Origin of the sequence: Bradyrhizobium sp. Ec3.3 (assembly GCF_000472925.1) — a bacterium.
In the GTDB taxonomy this organism is placed as follows: Bacteria; Pseudomonadota; Alphaproteobacteria; order Rhizobiales; family Xanthobacteraceae; genus Bradyrhizobium.
Genome location: NZ_AXAS01000031.1, coordinates 1 through 24,107, shown reverse-complemented (window position 1 = coordinate 24,107; position 24,107 = coordinate 1). Strand labels below are relative to the sequence as shown.

Annotated in this window: 24 protein-coding genes, 1 tRNA gene, 1 pseudogene and 1 riboswitch; of the genes and pseudogenes, 13 read left to right on the top strand and 13 right to left on the bottom strand. The window is 65.0% G+C overall.

Annotated elements, in window-relative coordinates; genetic code table 11:
- Positions 1 to 77: 77 nt before the first annotated feature.
- Complete coding sequence (locus tag YUU_RS0126370) at positions 78 to 275, bottom strand: Trm112 family protein (RefSeq protein ID WP_027525074.1); 198 nt, start codon at positions 273 to 275, stop codon at positions 78 to 80.
- 255 nt (positions 276 to 530) lie between these two features.
- Between YUU_RS0126370 and YUU_RS0126365 the strand changes: the two genes are divergently transcribed.
- Together YUU_RS0126365 and YUU_RS0126360 are read left to right on the top strand one after the other, a co-directional pair.
- Complete coding sequence (locus YUU_RS0126365) at positions 531 to 878, top strand: cupredoxin domain-containing protein (RefSeq protein ID WP_027525073.1); 348 nt, start codon at positions 531 to 533, stop codon at positions 876 to 878.
- A 10-nt stretch (positions 879 to 888) separates the two neighbouring features.
- Positions 889 to 1,719, top strand: a complete 831-nt coding sequence (locus YUU_RS0126360) for an FTR1 family protein (protein WP_027525072.1) — start codon at positions 889 to 891, stop codon at positions 1,717 to 1,719.
- Positions 1,720 to 1,787: 68 nt separating this feature from the next.
- Here YUU_RS0126360 and YUU_RS0126355 read toward each other — a convergent pair whose 3' ends face one another.
- Positions 1,788 to 2,357 (bottom strand): TetR/AcrR family transcriptional regulator, encoded by a 570-nt coding sequence (locus tag YUU_RS0126355; RefSeq protein WP_027525071.1) that lies wholly within the window; start codon positions 2,355 to 2,357, stop codon positions 1,788 to 1,790.
- 105 nt (positions 2,358 to 2,462) lie between these two features.
- Here YUU_RS0126355 and YUU_RS0126350 point away from each other — a divergent pair, with 105 nt between their 5' ends.
- From YUU_RS0126350 to YUU_RS0126340, 3 genes are read left to right on the top strand one after another with little or no spacing between them, the layout of a single operon-like run.
- Complete coding sequence (locus YUU_RS0126350; protein ID WP_027525070.1) at positions 2,463 to 2,813, top strand: hypothetical protein; 351 nt, start codon at positions 2,463 to 2,465, stop codon at positions 2,811 to 2,813.
- 10 nt (positions 2,814 to 2,823) lie between these two features.
- Entirely contained in the window at positions 2,824 to 3,282 is a 459-nt protein-coding gene (locus YUU_RS0126345; protein ID WP_051389906.1) for a PaaI family thioesterase, read from the top strand.
- A gap of 3 nt (positions 3,283 to 3,285) precedes the next feature.
- The gene (locus tag YUU_RS0126340) at positions 3,286 to 4,098 is read left to right on the top strand and encodes an SDR family oxidoreductase (protein WP_027525068.1); all 813 of its coding nucleotides are present in this window, start codon (positions 3,286 to 3,288) and stop codon (positions 4,096 to 4,098) included.
- 278 nt (positions 4,099 to 4,376) lie between these two features.
- Here YUU_RS0126340 and YUU_RS0126335 read toward each other — a convergent pair whose 3' ends face one another.
- Together YUU_RS0126335 and trxA are read right to left on the bottom strand one after the other, a co-directional pair.
- Entirely contained in the window at positions 4,377 to 5,054 is a 678-nt protein-coding gene (locus YUU_RS0126335; protein WP_027525067.1) for an LON peptidase substrate-binding domain-containing protein, read from the bottom strand.
- 185 nt (positions 5,055 to 5,239) lie between these two features.
- Complete coding sequence (gene trxA / locus YUU_RS0126330; protein ID WP_027525066.1) at positions 5,240 to 6,163, bottom strand: thioredoxin; 924 nt, start codon at positions 6,161 to 6,163, stop codon at positions 5,240 to 5,242.
- 276 nt (positions 6,164 to 6,439) lie between these two features.
- Between trxA and YUU_RS0126325 the strand changes: the two genes are divergently transcribed.
- The 4 genes from YUU_RS0126325 (at position 6,440) to YUU_RS0126310 (ending at position 9,900) form a co-directional block, all read left to right on the top strand.
- Positions 6,440 to 6,514, top strand: a tRNA-Gly gene (locus YUU_RS0126325).
- 77 nt (positions 6,515 to 6,591) lie between these two features.
- Positions 6,592 to 7,578: an NAD(P)-dependent oxidoreductase gene (locus tag YUU_RS0126320; RefSeq protein WP_027525065.1), complete on the top strand. Its 987-nt coding sequence runs from the start codon at positions 6,592 to 6,594 to the stop codon at positions 7,576 to 7,578.
- Between the two features lie 278 nt (positions 7,579 to 7,856).
- On the top strand, positions 7,857 to 9,134 hold the full coding sequence (locus YUU_RS0126315) for a sorbosone dehydrogenase family protein (protein ID WP_027525064.1): 1,278 nt from the start codon (positions 7,857 to 7,859) through the stop codon (positions 9,132 to 9,134).
- Positions 9,135 to 9,300: 166 nt separating this feature from the next.
- Positions 9,301 to 9,900 (top strand): c-type cytochrome, encoded by a 600-nt coding sequence (locus YUU_RS0126310; protein ID WP_027525063.1) that lies wholly within the window; start codon positions 9,301 to 9,303, stop codon positions 9,898 to 9,900.
- Positions 9,901 to 10,129: 229 nt separating this feature from the next.
- Here the strand turns inward: YUU_RS0126310 and panE are convergent, their stop codons facing one another.
- The 3 genes from panE to YUU_RS0126295 all read right to left on the bottom strand — a co-directional run bounded on the left by panE (position 10,130) and on the right by YUU_RS0126295 (position 12,453).
- A complete protein-coding gene (panE, locus tag YUU_RS0126305) occupies positions 10,130 to 11,053 on the bottom strand; it encodes a 2-dehydropantoate 2-reductase (protein ID WP_027525062.1) in 924 nt (307 codons plus the stop codon).
- A 98-nt stretch (positions 11,054 to 11,151) separates the two neighbouring features.
- On the bottom strand, positions 11,152 to 11,760 hold the full coding sequence (locus YUU_RS0126300; RefSeq protein ID WP_027525061.1) for a 2-hydroxychromene-2-carboxylate isomerase: 609 nt from the start codon (positions 11,758 to 11,760) through the stop codon (positions 11,152 to 11,154).
- Positions 11,761 to 11,868: 108 nt separating this feature from the next.
- Entirely contained in the window at positions 11,869 to 12,453 is a 585-nt protein-coding gene (locus YUU_RS0126295) for a DUF2239 family protein (RefSeq protein WP_027525060.1), read from the bottom strand.
- Between the two features lie 151 nt (positions 12,454 to 12,604).
- On the opposite strand from YUU_RS0126295, the gene YUU_RS0126290 reads away from it, so the two are divergent.
- Positions 12,605 to 13,270: a glutathione S-transferase family protein gene (locus tag YUU_RS0126290; protein WP_027525059.1), complete on the top strand. Its 666-nt coding sequence runs from the start codon at positions 12,605 to 12,607 to the stop codon at positions 13,268 to 13,270.
- A gap of 106 nt (positions 13,271 to 13,376) precedes the next feature.
- Here YUU_RS0126290 and ggt read toward each other — a convergent pair whose 3' ends face one another.
- The gene (gene ggt / locus YUU_RS0126285; RefSeq protein ID WP_027525058.1) at positions 13,377 to 15,128 is read right to left on the bottom strand and encodes a gamma-glutamyltransferase; all 1,752 of its coding nucleotides are present in this window, start codon (positions 15,126 to 15,128) and stop codon (positions 13,377 to 13,379) included.
- Positions 15,129 to 15,243: 115 nt separating this feature from the next.
- Here ggt and YUU_RS0126280 point away from each other — a divergent pair, with 115 nt between their 5' ends.
- Positions 15,244 to 16,632: an MFS transporter gene (locus YUU_RS0126280; protein ID WP_027525057.1), complete on the top strand. Its 1,389-nt coding sequence runs from the start codon at positions 15,244 to 15,246 to the stop codon at positions 16,630 to 16,632.
- A gap of 44 nt (positions 16,633 to 16,676) precedes the next feature.
- Here the strand turns inward: YUU_RS0126280 and purH are convergent, their stop codons facing one another.
- The 3 genes from purH to YUU_RS0126265 form a co-directional block, all read right to left on the bottom strand.
- Entirely contained in the window at positions 16,677 to 18,269 is a 1,593-nt protein-coding gene (gene purH / locus YUU_RS0126275) for a bifunctional phosphoribosylaminoimidazolecarboxamide formyltransferase/IMP cyclohydrolase (RefSeq protein WP_027525056.1), read from the bottom strand.
- A 36-nt stretch (positions 18,270 to 18,305) separates the two neighbouring features.
- Positions 18,306 to 18,387: riboswitch (ZMP/ZTP riboswitch) on the bottom strand.
- Positions 18,388 to 18,446: 59 nt separating this feature from the next.
- Positions 18,447 to 20,165 carry a heparinase II/III family protein gene (locus YUU_RS0126270; protein WP_027525055.1) on the bottom strand — a complete coding sequence of 573 codons (1,719 nt, stop codon included), beginning with the start codon at positions 20,163 to 20,165 and terminating at the stop codon, positions 18,447 to 18,449.
- Positions 20,166 to 20,322: 157 nt separating this feature from the next.
- A complete protein-coding gene (locus tag YUU_RS0126265; protein WP_027525054.1) occupies positions 20,323 to 21,669 on the bottom strand; it encodes an RsmB/NOP family class I SAM-dependent RNA methyltransferase in 1,347 nt (448 codons plus the stop codon).
- Positions 21,670 to 21,863: 194 nt separating this feature from the next.
- Between YUU_RS0126265 and YUU_RS0126260 the strand changes: the two genes are divergently transcribed.
- The gene (locus YUU_RS0126260) at positions 21,864 to 22,064 is read left to right on the top strand and encodes a DUF1674 domain-containing protein (RefSeq protein ID WP_027525053.1); all 201 of its coding nucleotides are present in this window, start codon (positions 21,864 to 21,866) and stop codon (positions 22,062 to 22,064) included.
- Between the two features lie 50 nt (positions 22,065 to 22,114).
- On the top strand, positions 22,115 to 22,708 hold the full coding sequence (locus YUU_RS0126255) for a thermonuclease family protein (RefSeq protein WP_027525052.1): 594 nt from the start codon (positions 22,115 to 22,117) through the stop codon (positions 22,706 to 22,708).
- A 47-nt stretch (positions 22,709 to 22,755) separates the two neighbouring features.
- Here YUU_RS0126255 and YUU_RS0126250 read toward each other — a convergent pair whose 3' ends face one another.
- Positions 22,756 to 23,271, bottom strand: coding sequence for a L,D-transpeptidase (locus YUU_RS0126250; protein ID WP_027525051.1), 516 nt, complete (start codon positions 23,269 to 23,271; stop codon positions 22,756 to 22,758).
- Positions 23,272 to 23,698: 427 nt separating this feature from the next.
- Positions 23,699 to 24,107, bottom strand: a pseudogene (locus YUU_RS51800) (acetyl-coenzyme A synthetase); the annotation flags it as partial.

Below are 24,107 nucleotides of genomic sequence, written 5' to 3'. Positions count from 1 at the left end.
GCGGAGCGTAGATCCCGGCCTCCGCCGGGATGACACCGAATGTTTGGAGCGGCCCTCGCGCAATGCGCCGCATCCAATCAATCAATCTTCCTCGCCTCCTCCGGCAGCATGATCGGGATGCCGTCGCGGATGGGATAGGCGAGCTTGGCGGAGCGCGAGATCAGCTCCTGCTTGGCGGCGTCGAATTCGAGCGGCCCCTTGGTCAGCGGGCACACCAGGATCTCCAGCAGCTTGGGATCGACGGTGGCTTCGGGGCGTTCGGTTGGCGTGGTCATGATGGTCTCCGGCGGTGGTCCAGCCCTTAGCACAGAAAGCTGCGGCGTGTCGCCGCACAAGGCTCTCGGCCGCTCTGCGATCCCTGGTGTGACAGCACTTTCCGCGTGTCGTCATAACTTAGAATAGCTTTAGAGTAAGTCCTTTTGCGAGGGCGCAGCCTAGCCGCCAGCGCTGATTTTTGGTTTGCAGGACGGGGCGAGCGCAGCCTGCGCTTGCCATCGATTTTGACCATTTAGCCGGGGACACGCCGATCCATGTTTGCTTCGCTCACGACAAGGACTTTCGCCCTCGCCACGCTCTGCGCCGCCGCGATGCTGCCGCTCTCCGCCGCGAACGCGCAGCAGGCCACCGAAATCCAGATCACCTATGACGGCGCGTTCCAGCCGAACGAGCTGCGCGCACCGGCCGGCAAGCCGATCACCGTCAAGGTTAAGAACAACACCGCCAAGGCGATGGAGTTCGAGAGCAAGACGCTCAAGGTCGAGAAGGTCATTCCGTCGAAGGGTGAGGCCGTCGTCAACGTCCGCGCGCAGAAGGCCGGCCGCTACGAGTTCTTCGACGAGTTCAACGAGAAGGCGCGCGGCACCCTCGTCGTCGAATAAGGCTCAGCTCGTGCTCGCCGCGCTCATCATCGTCTTCCGCGAAGTCTTCGAGGCCGGTCTGATCATCGGCATCGTGCTCGCGGTGACGCGCTCGGTTAAGCGTCGCAACCGCTGGATCGCCGGCGGGGTGCTGGCGGGCGTTCTGGGCGCGTGCGTGGTCGCGGCGTTCGCGGGTGCCCTGTCGCAGCTCTTCGAGGGCATGGGACAGGAGCTGTTCAACGCGGCGATTCTCGGCGTCGCCGTCGTCATGCTGACGTGGCACAATGTCTGGATGGCGCGGCACGGCAAGGAGATGGCGGGCGAATTGCGCGCCGTCGGCCAGGCCGTCGCCGAAGGATCCAAATCGCTGCTGGCGCTTGCCGTGGTGGTCGGGGTTGCGGTGCTGCGCGAAGGCAGCGAGGTGGCGCTGTTTCTCTATGGCGTTGCCGCGTCCGACGGCGGATCGGCGATGAGCCTCTTGGTCGGCGGCCTGCTCGGCCTCGTGCTCGGCGGCGCAGTTTGTCTCTTCACCTATTTCGGCCTCTTGCGGATTCCGCCACGCGCGCTGTTTACGACCACGACGGTGCTGATCACCCTGCTCGCCGCCGGCATGGCCGCGCAGGCGGTCTCGTTTCTCGAACGCGCCAACTGGCTCACCGCGCTCGACACCGTGGTGTGGGACACGAGCTGGCTGCTCTCCGAGGACAGCATCCTGGGCCGCACCCTGCACACGCTGATCGGCTACACCGACCAGCCGACCGGGATGCAGCTCGTGATCTACGCCGCCGTCGTCCTGGTCACGATCGCCTTGATGCGGCTGGTCGGATCCGAGCCGCCCCGGCACGCGGTCGCCGCAGGCTGAGTGCTAGACTGCTACCACGGGGACGATGCGCTCCCTCTCCCGCTTTAGCTCGAGGCCATCCGCAAGCTTCATCGTGCGACAATTCGCCGGAGCTCGTCGAGCGCTGCCTGCTGCTTGTCCGCCGGCAGTGTCTGGTCCGAAAGGGCAAAGCCGAAGAAAGCCCAGAACAGGATCTGCGCGCGCGGGCGTGCGACCTCCTCAGTGAGCCCGGCCTGCTTCAGCAGGCTCTCGATATAGTCGAGCCTGCGGCGATCGACCGCGACGACCGCGGCGCGCGCCCGCGCATCGTTGGCGGCCCAGCTCCGCACCGCCTTTTCCAGCATGAGCTTGCTGCCGAAGGTCAGCTTCAGCAGCACCGCGAGCGGGTCCTGGCCCCCGCTATCGCCCAAGTTCTCGCTCTTGTTCCCGCTCCTGGCCGCCTCGACGGCGGCGATGATCTGCTCGGTGGCGACTTCGCGCCAGCGGGAGAGGATGGCGGCATGGAATGCGGCGAGATCGGCAAAGTGCCAGTAGAAGCTGCCGCGGGAAACCCCCATCGCCTTAGCCAGCGGATCGGCTTTCAGCGCCGTGAAGCCGCTCTTTGCCAGCGTCTTCAGGCCCAGATCGACCCAATCCCCCGCCGAGAGCTGATCGGCCATCGGTTCCTGCCTCCCATGATGCCGCACCATACATAACTGTATTGACAGGCGCCAGCATTTCTCTATAAACCATACAGTACTGTATGTTAGGAGATGGAGGTGCCAATGCGCGATCTGCTTCTGCAAGCAGCGGGCGTCATCGCGATCCTCGTCACGATTGGCCATGCCGTGCTCGGCGAGACCCAGGTCTTTGCCCGCGCCACCATCGAGCCGCCGCGACTGCGAACGCTCATCCGTCTGGTCTGGCAGGCCGGTACGGTGGCGTGGTTTGCCGGCGGCGTGCTCCTGATCGCCGCACCCTGGATGGGATCGGACGCGGCGCGACACTGGATCATCGCAACGCTCGCGGTGGTGTTCGGCTTTGCCGCTATCGCCAATGCGTGGGCGACGCGCACGGTGCATCCCGGCTGGATCGGGATGAGCGCGGTGGTCGCGCTGGCGGTCGCGGGTTACTAGCGGGGTCGCGATGGAGCAGCGCGACCATTCCGACGCCGGCCTGGATCTCTGGCATCTCGCCGCCGTCAATGCCTGGGCCAACTTCAATCTGCGCGCAGGGTTCGAGGTGGTCGCGGCCGCAAACGGTGAAGCTGAAATTCGCATGAAGTGGAACGACAGCTTCACGCAATATTCCGGACATCTCCATGCCGGCATGATCGCTGCCCTGCTCGATACCGCTTGTGGGTTCGCCGCGGCCACGAAGGTCGGTTCGGTGACCGCATCGCATTTCTCGATGAACTGCATGAGGCCGGCGGTGGGCAGCGCTCTCGTTGCCAAGGGCAGATTGATGCGCGCCGGGTGCAGGCAGGTCTTTGCCCGGGCGGAACTCTTTACCGAAGACAGGCTTGGAAACATTTCGCTGGTCGCAACCGGTGAAACCATTCTGGTTCCCCTGCGTGACCAGGACGGCGACCGAGATGAGGAGTGACACATGCCATTGACGCTCGTAACCGGGGGCACTGGACATCTGGGCCAGGATATCGTCGATCGCCTCGTCTCCTCCGGGCATCGCATCCGCGTTCTGGCAAGAACGCCGGGTCCTCGATCAGATGTCGAATGGGCAGTCGGTGATCTCGCCACAGGCGCCGGGCTGCCGGAGGCGCTGCACGGTGTCGACACCGTCATCAATGCAGCGACCTACTCGCCGATCGCGCGCCGGGGCGGCTTCAGGCCGGTGGATTTCTTCAGCTCGCCTTCCGCCGTCGACGTCGAGGGCACCGAGCGCCTTTTGTCACTGTCGCGCGACCAATCCATCCGGCACTTTCTCCACGTCTCGATCGTCGGCCTCGATGCGGCGACGTTGCCCTATGCCCGCGTCAAGCTCGCCGGCGAAAAGCTCGTCCGCAGTTCGACGCTGTCATGGTCCGTCGTTCGCGCAATGCCGTTCTATTACCTGCTCGACAAGCTGCTGGCCCGCCAGACCTGGCTTCCGGCGTGGCCCATGCCGACGACGGTGTTCAACCCGGTCGATACGTCTGATGTCGCCGACTACGTCGTGACCTGTGCCTTCGATGGTGCGCGTGGAGCGCGAGCGGAGATCGGCGGTCCCGAAGATCTCAGCCTTACCGAGTTTGCGCGCCAGTATCAGCACGCGCGTGGTCTCCACCGGAAGATCTTGCCGATATCATTGTCGGAAACGCGAGCCCGCGGCATGGGCTTTGTCGTCAGCCAGGGCGTGCGCGGCAAATTGTCCTGGGCGGGCTGGCTGCGCCGGCAATATCCGGACGTTCGCCGCGCGGCGTGATGCCGCGAGCGCCAGAGCGTGATGAAATCAGGTCCTGTTGCGTCCGCAAAGTCGGTGCGCTCCCTCTCCCGCTTGCGGGAGAGGGTCGGGGTGAGGGTGGTTCCGCAATGAGACTCCCAATGCCGAGAAAGCCTCAACCCGGCGCTTCGCCATAGCCGAGGCGTCGCCTCGGCGTCTCTTATGAGGACGGCCGCCAAAGGCGGCCTATGCCTTCCCCGCAAGCGGGAGAGGTTGGGCGAGCCCGCGGCTCGATCGATTCAACCTAAAGGCATTCCGCACTATTGCAGCGGCGGATCGCCGCTCGTGCGCTTCTTGGCGAGATCCATCTCGGTGACGGCGATCAGGATTTCGGCGCGGGTCTTGAGGTCGGGCGCTTCCAGCATCGCCTGCTTTTCCGCGGGACCATAGGGCGACATCATCGCCAGCGCATTGACCAGCGCCTCGTTGGGTGCGCTCTCGACGCCTTCCCAGTCGACCTTGAGGTTGTTGGCCTTCAGGAAGTCGGCCAGCGCCACCAGGAGCGCCTCGCGATTGACCGCGTCCTCGCCCTTGCGCGCGGTGAAATCATCGGTGAAAGCGAAGAAGTCCACCTTGCACTGCCGGTAGGATGTCAGCACCTCGAGCTCCTGGACCACCTTGAAGCGCGCAATCCCGGTGAGCTCGAGGATGTAGCGGCCGTCGCCGGATTCGGCGAGCTGAGTGATGCGGCCGACGCAGCCGACATTGAACAGCACCGGCTTGTCCGAGTTCTTCGGCGAATGCGCCACATCAGGCTGGATCATGCCGATCAGGCGATGGCCATCGCGAAGTGAGTCGTCGACCATCGACAGATAACGCGGCTCGAAGATGTTGAGCGGCATCTGCCCGCGCGGCAAGAGCAGCGCGCCGGGCAGCGGAAACACCGGGATGATCTCGGGAAGATCGGCGGGCCCGCGATATTCGATATTGATCGGCATACCCGCTCCCCGCTGATCTACATGGCGTCCGTGGCCTTAGAGCATGATCCGGACCCGAAGGGCCGCGTCAGCGCAAAGTGCGAAGCGGCTTTCCCTCGCGACAAACGTGGAACGCGTTTGCGCGGAGATCATACTCAAACAATAAGCCAAAGCGCGATGACGATTTGTCCTAATCTCATCGCACTTTAGGAAAACAGGATCGTCGACAGCCGCTTGCGTCCCTCGACGGTCGCATCGTCAGCGCCGCCCCAGGCCTCGAAGAACTGGATGAGCTGCTTGCGGGCGCCATCATCGTTCCATTTGCGATCGCGCTTGACGATCTCGAGCAGCTGGTCGGTCGCGGCCGCCCGGTCGCCTTGCGCATTGAGCGCGGTTGCAAGATCGAACCGCGCCTGATGATCGAGCGGGTTAGCGGTGACCTTCTGTTCCAGCTCCGCGACCGGCCCGAGCGATTCGGCCTGCTCGGCAAGATCGATCGCGGCCTGCACCGCTTTCACCGCGGCATCGCCGTGCTTGGACTCCGGGACCATGGCGAGCGTCTGCTTGGCCTGCTCGATGGCACCCGACGCGACGTAGCATTTCGCAAGGCCCGCGAGCGCGGCGATGTTGGTCGCATCGTGCGACAGCGCCTCGGCATAGATCTGCGCCGCGGCCGCCACGTCGCCCTCGGCGAGCACGGCGTCTGCTTCCTTCACGATCTCTGCGACATTGACCTCGCCCGGCGCGGTGACGCCCTTGGTCAGGCGTTCGATGAAGGCGTTGACCTGGCTCTCGGGCACCGCGCCCATGAAGCCGTCGGCCGGCTGGCCGTTGACGAAGGCGATCACGGCCGGGATCGACTGGATGCCCATCTGGCCCGGAATCGCCGGATGCTGGTCGATGTTCATCTTGACCAGCTTGACCTTGCCCTTGGCCGCCTTGACGGCCTTTTCCAGCACCGGGGTGAGCTGCTTGCACGGGCCGCACCACTCCGCCCAGAAGTCGATCAGCACCGGCTGGCGCTTCGATTCCTCGATGACGTCCTTGACGAAGGTCTGGGTGGTCGTGTCCTTGATCAGATCGGGCGCAGCCTGGCCCGCCGCTCCGTTGCCCTGGTCAATGATCGTCACAGGAGTCCCCTCGTCTGATGTCCGGAAAGGCGGCTCTTTAGCACGACGCCGTCCCATATGCTGCTGTCCCGGCTCCTAAATTGGGCCGGGACGGCCGAATTTCAATCCATGGTGCGTGATTCGGTGGTTCCTGGGCGTTTCGGGTCGCTTTCGACCCGATTCGGGGCTCATTTAGGTCTCCGAAAGCGAATAGATGCCGCCGGTAGCTGTTGCATTCGCCGCCCGCTTTTGGCATACGACAGCCGTTGCCGGCGCGTCACGCGACCGACACAGGACGCGGGTGTAGCTCAGTGGTAGAGCACGACCTTGCCAAGGTCGGGGTCGAGGGTTCGAGCCCCTTCGCCCGCTCCAATTTCTCCCAGCGTCAAGCCTGACAGGACCGGATCGCCGTCTGGCGGCTCCGTCCGGGACGCACGTTGGACGTGAGAATGACAATTCTGGTCACCGGCAGCGCAGGCCACCTCGGGGAAGCGATTCTCCGGACACTTCACGCGCGCGGGTCTACTGTGCATGGGGTTGATTTGAAGAAATCGGAGTTCACCGATCAGGTGGGCTCGATCACCGATCCCGGCTTTGTGCGGGCCGCGATGGCGGGCGTCACCGCCGTCATTCACACCGCCACCCTGCACAAGCCGCATGTCGCCACGCATTCCAGGCAGGACTTCATCGACACCAACGTCACCGGCACGCTCAACCTGCTCGAGGCCGCCGCTGAGGCCGGCGTGAAGAGCTTCGTCTTCACCAGCACCACCAGCGCGTTCGGCTCGCAGCTTCGGCCCGAGGCGGGGAACGCCGCCGTCTGGGTCACCGAGGATCTGCCCTCGGTGCCGAAGAACATCTACGGCACCTCCAAGCTGATGGCGGAGAATCTGTGTGAGCTGTTCTTCCGCGAGCGCGGGCTTCCCGTCATCGTCTTGCGAACCTCGCGCTTCTTTCCGGAGGAGGACGACGATGCGGCCGCGCGGGAGAATTTTGCGACCGAGAACGCGCAGGCCAACGAGCTGCTTTATCGCCGGCTGGATATAGCGGACGCTGTCAGCGCCCACCTCCTCGCCGACGAGCGCGCTACCAGCATCGGCTTCGCGCGCTACATCGTCTCGGCGACGAGCCCGTTCACGCAAAGCCACCTCGTCGCCCTGGCTGAGGACGCCGCGCGCCTCGTGCATACGCTCTATCCCGATTGCGCAAAACTCTACGCGGCGCGGGGCTGGCGCCTGTTTCCGACCATCGACCGCGTCTACGTCAACGATCGTGCGCGCCGCGAGCTGGGTTGGCGGCCCGCATTCGACTTTGCCCATGTGCTGAGCAGCCTGCGGAAGACTCGCGATTTTCGCAGCGAGCTGGCGCGTCAGGTCGGCTCAAAAGGTTATCATGACACGGTCTTCGAGCGCGGGCCTTATCCCGTAGTCTCATAATTCTCATCGCGTGCACGCGAGCGCTGCCTGCCAAATAGCCGCTTGCTTCATGATTCCGCGTTGCAGCGAGAACGCGCGCACGCGCATGCCATGCATGCGGAGAAACTCTCTCTCAATTTTTATTGAGGCTGATCGCGATGTGCAGCGCATGCTTCTCAGCGCTTGCAGATGTGCTAACCTTTTTGAGTCTGCCTCTGTCGACAGACTCCGAACTTCGCCTCTCGAATAGCAAAACAATAATGGTGTGGCCGCCACGGCCGCCTTAGGGGAGTGACGCGATGAAATCCATATTCCATCGATCCATCTTTGCGTTTGCGGCGGTTGCCCTGCTCGCGGGGACAAGCGTCGTGAATGCGCAGCAGCAGCAGGACAAGAACCGGGCGCTGAAGAAATACGAATCCGGCACCAAGGAATTCTGGACGCATCCGCCGGATGACTGGTTCTTAGGGGATGAGACCGAGGCGCAGAAGGGTCTTGCGCCCCCATCGGGCCCGCCGACCGGCGCGTCCGAAGCCGAGCTCGCCAACATCGTGAAGAAGATCAAGCTGCCGGCCGGCTTCAAGATCGAGGTCTGGGCGCCTGGCGTTCTCGCCGCGCGGCAGATGGCCTGGGGCGACAAGGGCACGCTGTTCGTCGGCTCGTTCGGCCTCGGCAACGTCTATGCGATCAAGGACAATGGCGGCAAGCGCGAGGTCAAGACCGTCCTCAAGGGTCTGAACATGCCGACCGGCCTCGCCTTCAAGGACGGCGCGCTCTATGTCATCGCCGTCGACAAGCTGATCCGCTACGACAACGCCGAAGCCAACCTCGACAATCTCGGCCAGGGCAAGGTCGTCTATGACGACATGCCGTCCTATGCCGCGCATGGCTGGAAGTACATCGCGACCGACAAGGACGGCTGGTTCTTCCTGCCGTTCGGACCGCCCTTCAACGTCGGCATTCCGCCGACCAGCGTCTCGCAGATCCGGCGCGTCGATCCCAAGACCGGCAACGCCGAAGTCTGGGCGCTTGGCGTCCGCAATTCGGTCGGCGGCGACGTCGATCCGCGCAGCGGCAAATACTGGTTCACCGAGAACGCGCGTGACTGGGTCAGCGACGATCTGCCGTCAGACAAGCTGAACATGATCTCGAAGATCGGCGAGCATTTCGGCTATCCCTATTGCCACCAGGGCGATCTGCCGGACCCGAAATTCGCGATGGGTCACAAGTGCTCGGAGTTCACGCCGCCCGTGCTGAATCTCGGCGCGCACGTCGCTCCGCTCGGCATGAAGTTCTATACCGGCGACCAGTTCCCCGCCGAGTACAAGAACAACATCCTGATCGCCGAGCACGGCTCCTGGAACAGGCACAAGTACCAGGGCGCGCGCATCGTGCGCGTGATCGTCGGGCCCGACGGCAAGAACCCCAAGCAGGAGGTGTTCGCCTCCGGCTGGCTCGAAGGTGACCAGGGCTATCTCGGCCGTCCCGACGACATCATCCTCGCCAAGGACGGCTCGATCCTCGTCGCCGACGACTGGGCCGGCGCGATCTATCGCATCAGCTACAGCAAGAAGTAGCGCGACGTGAACATGAGGCTGCGGTTGCCTGGAGGCCGCCGCAGCCTTTCGTTTGAAGTTACACGCTCGTCATTCCGGGGCGATGCGGAGCATCGAACCCGGAATCCCGAGATTCCGGGTTCGCCCTTCGGGCGCCCCGGAATGACGAGCAAATCGGAATCTCGTCATGCACCGGCAACCTGTTTCGCGCGCACTCAGCGCGCTCGCTTTTTCGATCGCAGCGCTCGTCAGTCTTCCCGCTTTTGTCGCGCACGCTGCCGACGTCAAGGAGAAGGCCGCGGTCTGCGCCGCCTGTCACGGCGACAAGGGCATCTCGCAGACCGAGAACATCCCCTCGCTCGCCGGCCAGCCGGATCAGTTCCTGCAGTGGCAGCTCGTGTTCTTCCGCGCCGGCTCGCGCAAGAACGAGCAGATGCAGCCGATTGCGGAAGAGATCGCCAACGAGGACATCCGCAGTCTCGGTGCCTATTTTTCGCAGCTCACGCCGCCGAAAGGCCCGGAGGACAAGGATCCCGACCTGTCGAAGAAAGGCAAGGAAGCAGCTAGCGGCCGCCGCTGCGCCTCATGCCACACCGACAGCTATGCCGGCACCAAGGCCGTCGCCCGCCTTGCCGGCCAGCGTGAGGAATATCTGGTGAAGGCGCTGCACGACTACAAAGCCGGCCAGCGCGTCGGCGGCGGCGTCGCCGCCATGGCCGACATCGCCTATTCGCTCAGCGAGGAAGAGATCACCGCGCTCGCGCATTACTTGGCGCATTTGCAGTAGCGGAGAACTGTAGCCGCCAACACCGGCCGTCGTGCCGGGGCGCGCGATGCGCGAGCCCGGGACCCATAACCACAGGATCGAGTTTGACGAAGACTCGTGGTTACCAGCTCGCGCCATAACCAATCCCTGTGCTATCGCGACGAGCGCAAGCGCTCGCGCGGGGGTCCCGGATCTGCGCTCCGCTTCGCTACGCTTGTCCGGGACGACGGGGATGTGTGGGGCGAGTTAGCTACCCCACGCGCTGCTTCTCATACGCCTTCAGATGCGTATAGGCGATGCGCAGTTTTGGCACCGGCACTTTCGCAGTATCGGCGCGCGCGATGAGGTCGCCGATGATGTGATCGGCCTCGACCGGCAGGCCCGCCTTGATGTCGCGGAACATCGACGCGGTCATCGGGGAACCTTCGGTGGTGATCAAGCCCTTGACCCGCTCGAAGAACGGGCCGCCGGGCGCATAGCCCGCTGCGGTCGCAGTGGCGCTGGTCTCGTCCAGCATCCCTAAGAGAAAATCCTTGCCACCGGGCACCGCCAGGATGTTGCCGACGGAGGTACGCATCAGGCTGGTCGACGCCGCGAGCGAGGAGAGGAAAACCCACTTCTCCCACATGTCCTGCATGATGTTGTGGCTCGCGCTCGCCCCGGCGATGCCGCTGGTGAAGACTTCGTCGATCGCCCTCACACGCGCCGACAGTTTCCCGTCGCGCTCGCCGTAATTGATCGCCTGCATCGGCTGGAGCTGCACCACCTCGCGCTTCTCGTTCAGCGTCGCGGCGATGGCGCAGAGCCCGCCGAGCACGCGCTCGGCGCCGAACTTCTGGTCCAGCAAGTCGAGATGCCGCATGCCGTTGAGCACGGGAATGATCGTGGTGTTCGACCCGACTGCCGGCGCGAACGATTTGATGGCATCGTCGAGGTCGAACGCCTTGCAGCTCAGCAGCACGACATCGAACTTTTCGGTGAGCTTGCCCGCCTGCACCGCCGGCGGGTTCGTCAGCATCGCATCGCCGTTCGGGCTCTTGATGACGAGGCCGGCGCTCGCAAGCTCGCTCGCGCGCCGCGGCCGCACCAGAAAGGTGACATCGCGCCCGGCCTGCAGCAGCCTGCCACCAAAATAACCGCCGATGGCGCCGGCGCCGACGACGAGAATGCGCATGCGGGTGCTCCGTTTGTTCTTGCTCTTTTTTCGCCGTCGTCATGTTTTTCGCCAGGACGACACCGGGGAGATACCTCACTTCGCTCGTTGGGTCAGAATCACTTTCCCGACACCATCTCCTCGACCTCGCGCAGCTGCTCCTTGCCGAAGAACATCTCGTTACCGACGAAGAATGTCGGTGAACCGAACGCGCCGCGCGCGACGGCCTCCTCGGTATTCTTGATCAGCCTTGCCTTCACATCGGGTTCTTGGGCACGTGTGAACAGCTTCTGCGCATCGAGGCCTGACGAGGTGATCGCCTTCATCGCGACTTCCGGATCGTCCATCTTCTTCGGCTCGCGCCACATGTGATGAAATGCGGCTTCGACATATTGTTCCAACACGCCTTCGAGCTGGGCCGCGATCGCCGCGCGCATCAGGTTCAGCGTGTTGACGGGGAAGAACGGGTTCCAGACATAGGGCTGCACGTGGAAGCGTTTGAGGAAACGCTCGGTCTCGACAGCCTGGAATTCGCGCTTGTTCTTGATGCCGGCGAGCGTCTCGGCCGGCGATTTGTTGTTGGTCGCCTTGAAGATGCCGCCGAGCAGGATCGGCACATACTCGAATTTCACGCCGATCCGCGTCTCGATCGCGGGGATCGCCTCATGGCTGAGAAACGCATTGGGACTGCCGAAATCGAACAGGAATTGTGGGGCCGCGCGCGTCAAACCGTCCTCCCGTGAGCTCGCTTTGCGCACATTGTGGCGCAGCGCGCGCGGCAGGTCCACCCGTTTCATGATGGCCATAATACTACTTTGATCGGAGGCGCCTTCTGCCTACGCGCGGTCGCTGCTTGCGAGTTTCACGACGTGGTCGCGGATGTCGGCGGGCCAGTCGGCGATCTCTGCCGCAAAGCGCCGGCGATCGCCTGCGAACAGCGCGCGCGAGGCCTCCTCGAAATGCGCGAGATTGCCGGCCATCGCCGACATGAAGTGGTAGGTGGCATCGCGCGCCTGCCGCTCGCGGTCGCGATCGCCGCGGGCACGCCGCGCCTCGTCGACGAGCTTGCGCAGCGCGACCGAGGCGCCGCCCGGCTGCGCGTTGAGCCATTCCCAGTGCCGCGGCAGCAGCGTCACCTCGCGCGCCACCACGCCGAGTCTGGGCCGGCCGCGGCCGCGCGGCGCACTCGGCAACTCAATGTGCCCGTCGGATTGCGCCGGCGCGATCGTCGGCAGGCGGGCCAGCACTTCCTGGTCGTCGCCGCGCAGGTCGAAATCGACCGCCCGCCCGCTCAAGTCACTGAAGATCACGATCGGCGAGCCCGCCCACGCGTCCGCGCGCTTGACCGCCAGGACCACGTCCGCGATCGGCCCGGAGGCCAGGCGCCGCTGGCCGACAAAGGCTGTGAAGGTACTCTGCATTGAAATCACTGCGAAATCTGACACGATGGCCCACTTAATATCCGGGTAAAATAGAAGCGTCAATATGCCCGGGTAAAAATAACGACCGTCCGGCTCGACATTCGCCCGCCGGGCTGGCACGAACGCGCCCGAGACCAGCGGGGGACCTCAAATGCTGACCGTTCATCATCTCAACAATTCACGCTCGCAGCGCGTGCTGTGGCTGCTCGAGGAGCTGGGCGTGCCGTACGAGATCGTGCGCTATCAGCGTCAGCCCGACATGCGCGCGCCGAAGGAGCTGCGTGCGATCCACCCGCTCGGCAAGTCGCCCGTGATCACTGACAACGGCAACACCATCGCCGAATCGGGCGCGATCGTCGAATACCTCGTCGGCACCTATGGTCAGGGACGCCTGATTCCGCCGCCGAACACGCCGGAGCGGCTGCGCTACACCTATTGGCTGCACTATGCCGAAGGCTCGGCGATGCAGCCGCTGCTGCTCAAATTGCTGTTCACCTTGATGCCGAAGCGCGCGCCGGCGCTGCTCCGTCCGCTGGTGCGCAAGGTCTCGAACCAGGCGCTGACCGCGCTGGTCAATCCGCAGATCAAGCAGCACATGGATTATTGGGAAGGCGAGCTCGGCAAGACCGAGTGGTTCGCCGGGCCCGACTTCACCGCGGCCGACATCCAGATGAGTTTTCCGCTGGAAGCGGCGCAAGCGCGCGGCGGCCTGGAGCAGGGCCATCCCAAGGCGATGGCGTTCCTCGAGCGCATCCACGCGCGTCCAGCCTATCAACGCGCGCTGGAGAAGGGCGGGCCGTACCAGGTCGGGCGGTAGCGTCGTTCCCATCGTCATTCCGGGGCGCCCGCGTCCTTACGTGGGCGAACCCGGAATCCCGAAGTTGTGGCGCGTGATTCCGGGTTCGATGCTCAAACCATGAAAGTTATTGCCCCTCCGCCGCAGCGCCCCGCGTGCGCGGGTCGGGTGCGCCGAACGGGCCGTTCGGCGTCACCGCGATCGAGTTGGCCGAGGTCTGGCCCATCGGCTCGACGACGAGGTGACCCATCGCCTTCAGCTCGAACAGCACGTCGTCGGAAAAGCCGCGCTCGACGCGCACTTCATCCGGCAGCCATTGGTGATGCAGCCGCGGCGCTGCAACGGCGGCGGCGACATCCATATGATAATCGAGCACGTTGACGATCACCTGGAGCACGGTGGAGATGATGCGGCTGCCGCCGGGCGAGCCCGTGACCAGCACCGGCTTGCCATCCTTCAGTACGATGGTCGGAGACATCGAGGACAGCGGCCGCTTGCCCGGCCCTGGCAGATTGGCCTCGTAGCCGACGAGGCCATAGGCGTTGGAGGCGCCAACCGCCGCGGTGAAATCGTCGAGCTCGTTGTTGAGCAGCACGCCGGTGCCGTCGGCGACCAGGCCGACGCCATAGCTGAAGTTCAGCGTATAAGTGTTGCTCACCGCATTGCCGCGGCTGTCGACGACCGAGAAATGCGTGGTGTTGCTGCCTTCGCGCGGCGGCGTCGCGCTCGCCACGATCTCGCTCGCCGGCGTGGCGCTGTTGGCCCTGATGCCGGCGCGAAGTTTAGCCGCATAGTCCTTGGCGATCAGGGTCTCGATCGGCGCCTTGACGAAAGCGGGATCGCCGAGATAGCGCGCGCGATCGGCATAGCCGCGCTTCATGGCTTCGATCAGCAGATGCAGCGAGGCCGGCGAGCCCTGCTTCAGATCGGAAAGCTGAAAGCCTTCCAGGATGTTCAGCGTCTCCACCAGCACCACGCCGCCCGACGAGGGCTGCGGCATCGAGACGATGTCGAAGCCGCGATAGCTGCCGCGCACCGGCTCGCGGATCACGGGCCTGTATGTCTGCAGATCCCCTGATGTCATGATGCCGTCAGCATCGGTGACGGCCTTGGCGAGCTTGTCGGCGACCGGTCCCTCGTAGAATCCGCGCGGACCCTGGGCGGCGATGGTCGACAGTGTCTGCGCCAAATCGCCCTGCACCAGCCGGTCATTCTCTTGCAGCGGCGTGCCGTCCGGTCGCGAGAAGATTTTCGCCGATGCCGGCCAGCGCGCAAATCGCTTGTGTGCGCCCGGCAAGGTGTCGGCGATGTCGTCGCTGATGACGAAACCGTCGCGCGCGAGCGCGATCGCGGGCTCCAGCAATTGCGCCAGCGTGAACTGGCCGGAGCCGTATTTCTCGAGCGCCAGCGACAGTCCTGCGACCGTGCCGGGCACGCCGATGCCGAGCGCGGAATCGCGCGACTTCGCGATATCGGGCTTGCCGTCGGCGCCGAGGAAGATGTCTGATGTGGTCGCAGCTGGTGCGGTCTCGCGATAGTCGATCGCGACGTCTTCCTTGCGGTCGGCGGAATGGATCACCATGAAGCCGCCGCCGCCGATATTGCCCGCGCGCGGATAGGTCACGGCCATGGCGAAACCGGTCGCGACCGCGGCGTCCACCGCGTTGCCGCCGCTCCGCAGGATGTCTGCGCCGATCTGTGCGGAGATTCTCTCCTGCGCCACCACCATGCCGTGCTCGGCGGCGATGGCGTGAACGGTGCCGAGTGCGGGCGGTTCATAGATGCGGCGCGCATCCTGAGCGCGCGCTGGAAACAGGCTGATACCTAGAAGCGTGAGGGCAGCTACGACTTTTCGTCGTGTCAGGACAAACGACATCATCAAAATTTCGCCGTGTCTTGTTTCTGTCGTGTCTTGCCGTCACTCCACAGCCGTCACGGCAATGCTATACCGTTTGCGCCAAGAGAGGCAAAACTGTTCGTGATAAGGAATGCTGATGACGACGATCGCCTCTGACACCGATATGGCCGATAAGGAGCGGACCTATCCGCCGCGCGTTGCCGTTGTCAGTTGGATCTTCTTCGACTGGGCTGCGCAGCCCTATTTCACCCTGATCACGACGTTCGTCTTCGCGCCCTATTTCGCCACCAGCGTCGCGCCCGACCCTGCGACCGGACAGTCGCTGTGGGGATTTGCGATGGCGGCAGCCGGCATGGTCATCGCCCTGCTGTCGCCGGTGTTAGGCGCCGTTGCGGACGCCGCGGGCCGCCGCAAGCCCTGGATTGCTGCTTTCGGCGCCATACTGGTGCTGGGCTCCTCGGCGCTCTGGATCGGCAAGCCCGGCGATCCCACCATCATCCCGCCGCTGCTTGCGGCCGTGGCACTCGCGAGCGTTGGCGCGGAGTTCGCGACAGTCTTCAACAATGCGATGATGCCGACACTTGTGCCGCCGGAGCGAATCGGCCGCCTCTCCGGCAATGGCTGGGCCACCGGCTATGTCGGCGGCATCATCAGCCTGATCATCGTGCTCGGCTTCCTCGCCGCGAACCCTGAGACGGGGCGCACGCTGCTTGGTTTCAAGCCGCTGTTCGGGCTCGATCCGGCCATGCATGAGGGCGATCGCATCACCGGACCGCTGACGGGACTCTGGTTCATCGTGTTCGTGACGCCGATGTTCCTGTTCACGCCGGACTATCCCGCCAAGCGGCCGGTGCGCGCGGCGCTGCGCGCAGGACTCGCGCAACTGAAGCAATCGCTCGGCGAACTGCCGCGGCAGAAATCGCTCGCGATCTTCCTGCTCGCGAACATGATCTACACCGACGGCCTGGTGTCGCTGTTCGCCTTCGGCGGCATTTATGCCGCCGGCACGTTCGGCTGGCACACGATCCAGATCGGCACCTTCGGCATCATCCTGGCGATCGCCGGTACGTTCGGCGCGTGGCTCGGCGGCAAGCTCGATGATCTCTTGGGACCGAAGCGCGTGATTGCCATCAGCATGCTGATCCTGCTGCTGTCGCTCGCCGCGATCCTGCTGGTCGACAAGGATTCGATCTTGTTCATCAGCGTCGCGCCGCCCGAGCCGGGCGGCGCCCTGTTCGCGGGCGCGGCCGAGCGTGCCTACCTCGTGCTGGGCTGCCTGATCGGCGCCGCTGGCGGCCCGCTCCAGGCCGCCTCGCGCACGCTCCTCATTCGGCTGGCGCCAAAGGACCGCATCGCGCAGTATTTCGGCCTGTTCGCGCTCACCGGAAAGGTGACGTCCTTCATCGGCCCGCTGCTGATCGGCGCAATCACGGCCGGGACCGCGAGCCAAAAAGCCGGCATGGGCGTGCTGGTGGCGTTCTTTGCCGCCGGGCTCGCGCTGTTGACGCGGGTGAGGGAGCCGTGATTTCTGCAGTCGTCCCGGCGAAGGCCGGGACGACTCGTGGAGAGTTAATGCCGGAAGTGCCGCGTCCCTGTGAACACCATGGCGATGCCGTGCTCGTCTGCGGCCTTGATCACCTCGTCGTCGCGCACCGAACCGCCGGGCTGCACCACGGCAGTGGCGCCGGCCTCGATGCAGGCGAGCATGCCGTCGGCGAACGGGAAGAACGCATCAGAGGCCACGACCGATCCCTTGGTGAGAGGCTCGGCGAGGTTCAGCTCGTTCGCCGCATCCTGCGCCTTGCGTGCCGCGATCCGCGCCGAATCCACCCGGCTCATCTGGCCCGCGCCGATGCCGACGGTGGCGAGATCCTTGGCGTAGATGATGGTGTTGGACTTGACGTGTTTTGCCACCCGGAACGCGAACTTCAGGTCACGCATCTCGGCGTCGGCCGGCGCACGTTTCGTCACCACCTTGAAGGTCATGTCGTCGACCACGGCGTTGTCGCGGCTCTGTACGAGCAAGCCGCCGGCAACGGTCTTGGCGGTGAGACCCGCCGAACGCGGGTCGGGCAGGCCGCCGGCGAGCAGCAGGCGCAGATTCTTGCGCGCGCCGATGATGGCGATCGCTTCCTCGCTGGCATCGGGTGCGATGATCACCTCGGTGAAGATCTTTGTGATCTCGCGCGCGGTGTCGGCATCGAGCGCGCGGTTCATCGCGATGATGCCGCCAAAGGCGGAGGTCGAGTCGCAGGCCAGCGCCCGGCGATAGGCGGTGACGAGATCAGAGCCTTCCGCGACGCCGCAGGGGTTGGCGTGCTTGACGATGACGCAGGCCGCGGTGCGCTTGGCATCGAACTCGCCGATACACTCATAGGCCGCGTCGGTGTCGTTGATGTTGTTGTAGGAGAGCTCCTTGCCCTGCAGCTGCCGCGCGGTCGAGACGCCCGGCCGCTTGTCGGGCGTCGCATAGAACGCCGCGGTCTGGTGCGGGTTCTCGCCATAGCGCAGGGCCTGGATCAGCTTGCCGCCGAAGGCGCGGTAGTCGGGCGCATCGATCTCGAGCTGCCGGTTGAACCAGTTGGAGATCGCGGCATCATAGGCGCCGGTGCGCGCATAGGCCTTTGCGGCGAGGCGCCGGCGCAGCTTCAACGTGGTCGCACCGTTGTGGGCGGCGAGCTCGTCGAGCACGGCCTGGTAATCCTGCGCCTCGACGACCACGGCGACGTCGTCATTGTTCTTTGCGGCGGCGCGGATCATCGCGGGACCGCCGATGTCGATGTTCTCGATGCACTCTTCGAAGCCCGCGCCTTTGTCGACGGTTGCCTCGAACGGATAGAGATTGACGACGAGCAGATCGATCGGCGCGATGCCGTGCGTCTTCATCGCGTCCGCATGTTCCTTGTTGTCGCGGATCGCGAGCAGGCCGCCATGCACCTTCGGATGCAGCGTCTTAACGCGGCCGTCCATCATCTCGGGAAAGCCGGTCAGCTCGGAGACGTCCTTCACCTTGAGGCCGGCGCTCGCAATCGCCTTGGCGGTGCCGCCGGTCGACACCAGCTCGACGCCATGGGCGGCAAGCGCCTTGGCGAACTCGATCAGACCGGTTTTGTCGGAAACGGAAAGCAGGGCGCGGGTAACGCGGCGGGGATGGTCATTCATCGCATCAGTCATGGGCAAGATCCTCTGTGTCGGGAGTACCTATGCCCAGGCGCGCGGCAGATAAATCCCGCGCTTCCCGATGGTGCTCCATCCAAGGTCGCCAGTCGCGCGAGCGGGTGCTCGGTACCAGCTTTCGGTGCTCTTCACAACGGCTAGATAGGCGTGGGCCGCGCGCGTTTACAGCGGAAGTTCCGGCTCGCGCCGGGCGTTGCGGCGGGCATTGGTGACTTGGGGCGAAGCCGTGGAGCGGACAAAGCTCCAGCGGATCGAGGGGGCCTGGCGCGCGTCCTGCCGGATCACGATCTGCGCGGTGCGGCGCGGGCCGTCATTGCCGGCCAGGAACACGCTGTCCTCGAGATCGACCTTGTCGTCCAGTGCTTCAAAGGTCCAGACCTCGCGGTTCGGCAGCACGAGCATCACGCCGCGGGCATCCGACAGCCGGCTCGCCTTCACCGCCGGATGCAAATGGAAGCGCAGCGCGAAATCGGTACCCGCGCCCTTCAGGCGTCCGCCCTGCGGCGGCGACAGCGTGTCCTCGCCGTCGAGCCGCGTGCCGTCATTGGCGACCATCACCACGCGCCGGTGGATCACACCGAACTTGGCGAGATAGCCGTCATGCGACGTCGTCAGCAGCGTGCCGTTCTGCACGACCTCGCGATAATTCTCGACCATGGCCGGCCCGCTGGTCACAGGCGCGCCGTGCAGCAGCTTCTTCATCGCCGACAATCCGACGAACTGGCATGATGATGTTTCGTGATAGGTGAGCGTCGAATGCGCCGCGGTGCCGCGCGCGAATGGCCGCCAATTGTCGCGTCCCGTCGTCGGCATGCCGCAATTGGTCACGATGCGGCTCGTGCCCGAGGACAATTCGAACGACAGGCAGCCGGCATGGGCGTCGTGGCTGACATTGGCCGGCGGCGGGGCACCGGTATCCATGATCAGCGTCAACGCTCCGGCATCGAGGCGCTGGAAGCCGGTATGCGGCATGGTCGCCATCGGCGCGCCGTGGGTGTCGTCATAGGCCAGCAGCGTGGCGAGCAGATCCGACGACGTCGCGCTCATGCCGTTGAACAGCGCAAAGTTGCCGTCGCCGTGCCGGAAGAAACGCAGCATCGGCATCATGCGGTCGATCGCGTTCAGCAGCGCCGGCGGTGGCGCGATGTTGCGCGCCGCGAAGGTCTGCCGCAGCGGCAGCAAATCGATCAGGAGCTCGATCAACGCGCCGGGATTGCGGGAGACGTGTCCGCCGTCGGGGAGGATCTGCCGCTGTAATTCATCGGATAGCTTGCGCGACGCGCTGCGGATGTGGCGCGCCTGGTTGGCAAGGCACAACGAGGCGTAGCAGAGCGCGATCAACACTTGCAGCCGCGGCACCCCATCCGGGATGTCGACCATGGTGAAACGCAGATAGCGGATCTCGCGCGTCAGCGCCCGCAGGTAACGACGATAGAATTTGTTGTCGGTGTCGTTGAGCACCAGCGGCGCCTGCGACAGCAGCGAGATCACGCGCCGCGCCAGCACGTCGGCGCGACGAGCCACGGCGCGTCGCTTGTTGGCGGGATTGGAGATCCAGTCCTCGATCAGCGCGCGGGCGTTGGCCCGCGTCAGCGCGGTGTCGGCAGCGCGCAAGTGACGCAGCCAACCGAAGCCGAGCAGGGCGACCTCCCAGTCTTCCGACGGCGGCTCGAGATCGAAGATCGAGCGGCCGTGGCAATTGACGATCTTGCCGGCGAACACGAAGCGCCCGGCATAGATCTCGGCCGCGCGCGTGGCGTCTGCGGTGCGCAGGTCGTGCGGCGCGATGATCAGCCGGTCGGTGCGGCCTGGCCAGAGCCGCGACACTGCCACGGAACCGCCGCTCGCGCGCGCAAGCATGTTCCGCGCGAAGCGGTTCATGACCAGCGTCGAGATGCGTCTGCGTTGAGCGACCGACACGCCTTGCCTTGAAGGGGGAGAGGATTCCTGACGAATCCTTTTAATCCCAAAATCCGCCGGCTGACACCACCTTGAAAGGTGGCGAATCAGCATCAGTGGCGCAAAATCCGGTGCAAAATCAGGATTTAACGAGCCGGGCAGCGAAGAATCCGTCGAGCCCGCCGAGCCTTGGGTCGGCGTTTGGCAGGTGGCTCGGCAGGGTGCGCAGGTCGCCCTCAGTGGTAATGATCTCACTGAGCCCAAAGACCTCGGACGGCTGGATCGGCACGCGGCGCAGCGCCGGCTCGGCGGCCAGCAGCGCGGCGATCGCGTGCTCGCCTTCCTCGGGCTCCAGCGAGCAGGTGCAATAGACCAGCGTTCCACCGGGCTTGAGCAATGAGACGGATTTCAGCAGCAGGCGCTGCTGAAGCGCCGTGAGCGCCGCGATATCCGACTCCTGGCGCAGCCAGGCCACATCGGGATGGCGGCGGATCGTGCCGGTCGAGGTGCAGGGCGCATCGATCAGGATGCCGTCAAAGCCGTGCTGCGGTCCGGCCCATTCCACGGCGTCGGCGACGACGGTTTCGGCCTGTAGCGACAATCGGGCGAGATTTTCGCGCAGCCGTGCCACGCGCGCCGGCGAACGGTCTACCGCGACGACGTTCGCGCCGGCGAGCACCAGTTGGGCCGTCTTGCCGCCGGGAGCGGCGCAGAGATCGGCGACGGATTTGCCGGCGATATCGCCGAACAGCCGGGCCGGCAATGCGGCTGCGGCGTCCTGGACCCACCATTGGCCTTCGCTGAAGCCGGGCAGCATGGTCACCGAGCCGTGCAGCAGCGTGCGCACGGTTCCGGTCGGCAGCACCTCGCCATGCAGGCGGCTCGCCCATTGCGCGGCATCCGACTTCATCGTCAGATCGAGCGACGGCTCGTGGCCGAGCGCAAGCGCCATCTCGCGCGCGGTGGCCTCGCCATATTGCGCGCTCCAGCGCGCTAGCAGCCAGGGCGGTAGATCGAGCGATTGCGTCGCGACTTCCTCCACCAGCGCCTTGCCCTCGCGCGCACAGCGGCGCAGCACGGCGTTGACGAGGCCGGCATAGCGCGCGGCTCGGCGATCGGATTGCACCAGGCGGACCGAGAGATCGACGGCCGCGTGATCGGGAACATCCATCCAGAGAATTTGCGCAGCGCCGATCAGGAGCGCGCTTTGCGCGCGCGGCGCCTCGCCGGGGATGCCCTTGTCGAGCAGACGCGACAGCACGTGGCCGAGCGTGCCGAGCCGACGCAGGACGGTTGCCACCATGCGCCGCATCAGCGCGCGGTCGCGATCGGCGAGCGTCTTCAGCCCGGGATGGGCGCCGCCACCGTCGAGCTGGTCGTCCAGCGTACGGTGCTTATGCAGGACACCGTCGACGATGTCGGCGGCGATCCGCCGCGCCGCAAGACCAGGCACTTCGGAGGGTGGAGCAAAACGTTGAGATGGCATGCGGTGGTAAGGTTCTGAGCGAGCGGCAGTTCCGCCGGTATGGGCGCATGCCTGAAGAAGCGCATCTGTGGCACGCGAATATGCCAAATGTAAGAATCGGCTCTGGTTTTTTCAGCCCTGCATGTCGATCTCTGCCCTATGCGCGGCGTTTTTTCCGATCGCGCGCGGCGCGTCCCTGGGCTAGGAAGCCAGAGATGAACGACACTCCGTCCAGCCCTCCCCAGCGCAAGCCGCTGACGCCGGCCGCGCAGCGCGCGCTGGCGGAAGCCGAGGCACGCCGGCAGGCCGCCGCGGCCAATGCCGAAGCCGCACCAAAAGAATTGCAGGGGCCGAAGGGTCCCGAGCCCACGCGCTATGGCGACTGGGAGCGCAAGGGCATCGCCTCGGATTTCTGAGACCGGGTGGTCTCTTGCAGGCTCGCCCGACTCAGCCCTAGCGTCGGCTGATGTCTCCCCGCGACCGAATCAATCCGTATCGGCCCTCGTTCAGTGGCGCACCGTTTGGCCGCCGCTTCGCGGGCTTGCTGCCGTGGATGTTCGTGGTCGTTGTCATAACCGCGGTCGTGCTCATCTACCGGCATGGCACCAACTGGCCCGTGCCGCATGCCGGTGACGAACGGGCGCAGGACGCCGAGATCATCCTGCAGCAGGCAGGCAATCCCGACATTCGCCAGTCGGTTGATGTCATCCGCACCATCGACGGCGACACATTTCTCGCACGCGTGCATCAGCGCGACGGGCGGGATCTCGTCGCACGGGTTCGCCTGCGCGGCATCGATGCGCCCGAAATGAAGGCGTCCTGTCGGGAAGAGTTGGACAAGGCCGAAGCTGCCACCGATGCGCTACGCCATCTGCTCGGCCAGGGCGGCATTGTGATCTACAATCTTGGCCCAGAGAAATACGGGCGCATTCTCGCCGATGTTGCCACCAAGCGCACGCCCAACGTCTCGGCCGCGCTGCTCGCGGGCGGTTATGCGCGCAGCTACAATGGCGGTCATCGCGAGGGCTGGTGCGCGCGCAGCTGGCGCTTCTGGCAATGAAAAAAGCCGCGTCAAGACGCGGCTTTTCGTCTTGAATCGGTTGGTTCTCAGCGCGTGACGACCACCGTCGTACCGACGGAGACGCGGCTGTAGAGATCGCTGATGTCGTCGTTGAGCATGCGGATGCAGCCATAGGAGACGAAGCCGCCGACCGAGCCCGGTACGTTGGTGCCGTGGATGGCGTATTCACCGCCGGCCAGCGTCATCGCCGCGACGCCCATCGGATTGCGCGGCGAGCCGCCCGGGATCACGTCGGGCATGTTCGGCTTGTCACGCTTCACTTCGGCCGGAGGCGACCATGCCGGGTTGCGGTACTTGCCGTCGATGCGGGTGGTGCCGGCCCACTGCTTGCCGGACTTGCCGACGCCGACCGGGTAGCGCATGGCGTGCTCGCCATCGAGGATGAGATAGAGCCGGCGCTCGTTGGTTTTGACCACGATGGTGCCCGGCGAATATTCGCCACCGTGCAGCCCCACCATTTCCGGCCGTGCCTCGGCCGCCGTCGACATCAATATCCCTGCCCCGATGGTGGCGGCGAGCGCCACCGCAATCCTCATCGACATCACTTGCTTCCTTATCCGTTGCCCCGAACGGGTCGTCCAAAAAAATGCACGCAAAACCCGGAAATCGCCCGCTCGCCCACGCATTCTTAACCGCGCGCGTTAACCGGATGGTTTCCACGCGCCGCGCCTTGGGCCCAGCCAGCACGGGGAACAAAGGAAAAGTTCGAATTAAAGTAAATGACCGGAAAACAACACTCGGCGGGAAACATACGGCCGCGCCGGCGCGCGCCCTGACAAGTGCGTGAGGGTGTTGGGTTTTGCCGGAATCAAATGGCTTCGGACTGGAAGCAGTCGCGTGTCCCGGACGCGGCGCGGCATGGAATGACGCGACGCAGAGCCGGGACCCAGTGTTGGGGATGGATAGGCCCCGGCTCTGCAGCGCACCGCTGAAGAAGCGCTGCGCTGCGTCCGGGGCACGAGAGCGTTCTTACGCCGAGGTCTGCTTCTTGTTCTGGCGGTTCTTGACGAGGTCGTCGACCACTGCCGGATCGGCGAGCGTCGAGGTGTCCCCCAGGCTGCCCGGCTCGTCCTCGGCGATCTTGCGCAGGATGCGGCGCATGATCTTGCCGGAACGCGTCTTGGGCAGGCCGGGCGCGAACTGGATCTGGTCGGGCGAGGCGATCGGGCCGATCTCCTTGCGCACCCAGGTCACGAGCTCCTTGCGCAGGTCCTCGGTCGGCTCGACGCCGGCCATCAGGGTGACATAGGCGTAGATGCCCTGGCCCTTGATGTCGTGCGGGAAGCCGACCACGGCGGCCTCCGAGACCTTCTCATGCGCCACCAAGGCGCTCTCGACCTCGGCGGTGCCCATGCGGTGGCCGGAGACGTTGATGACG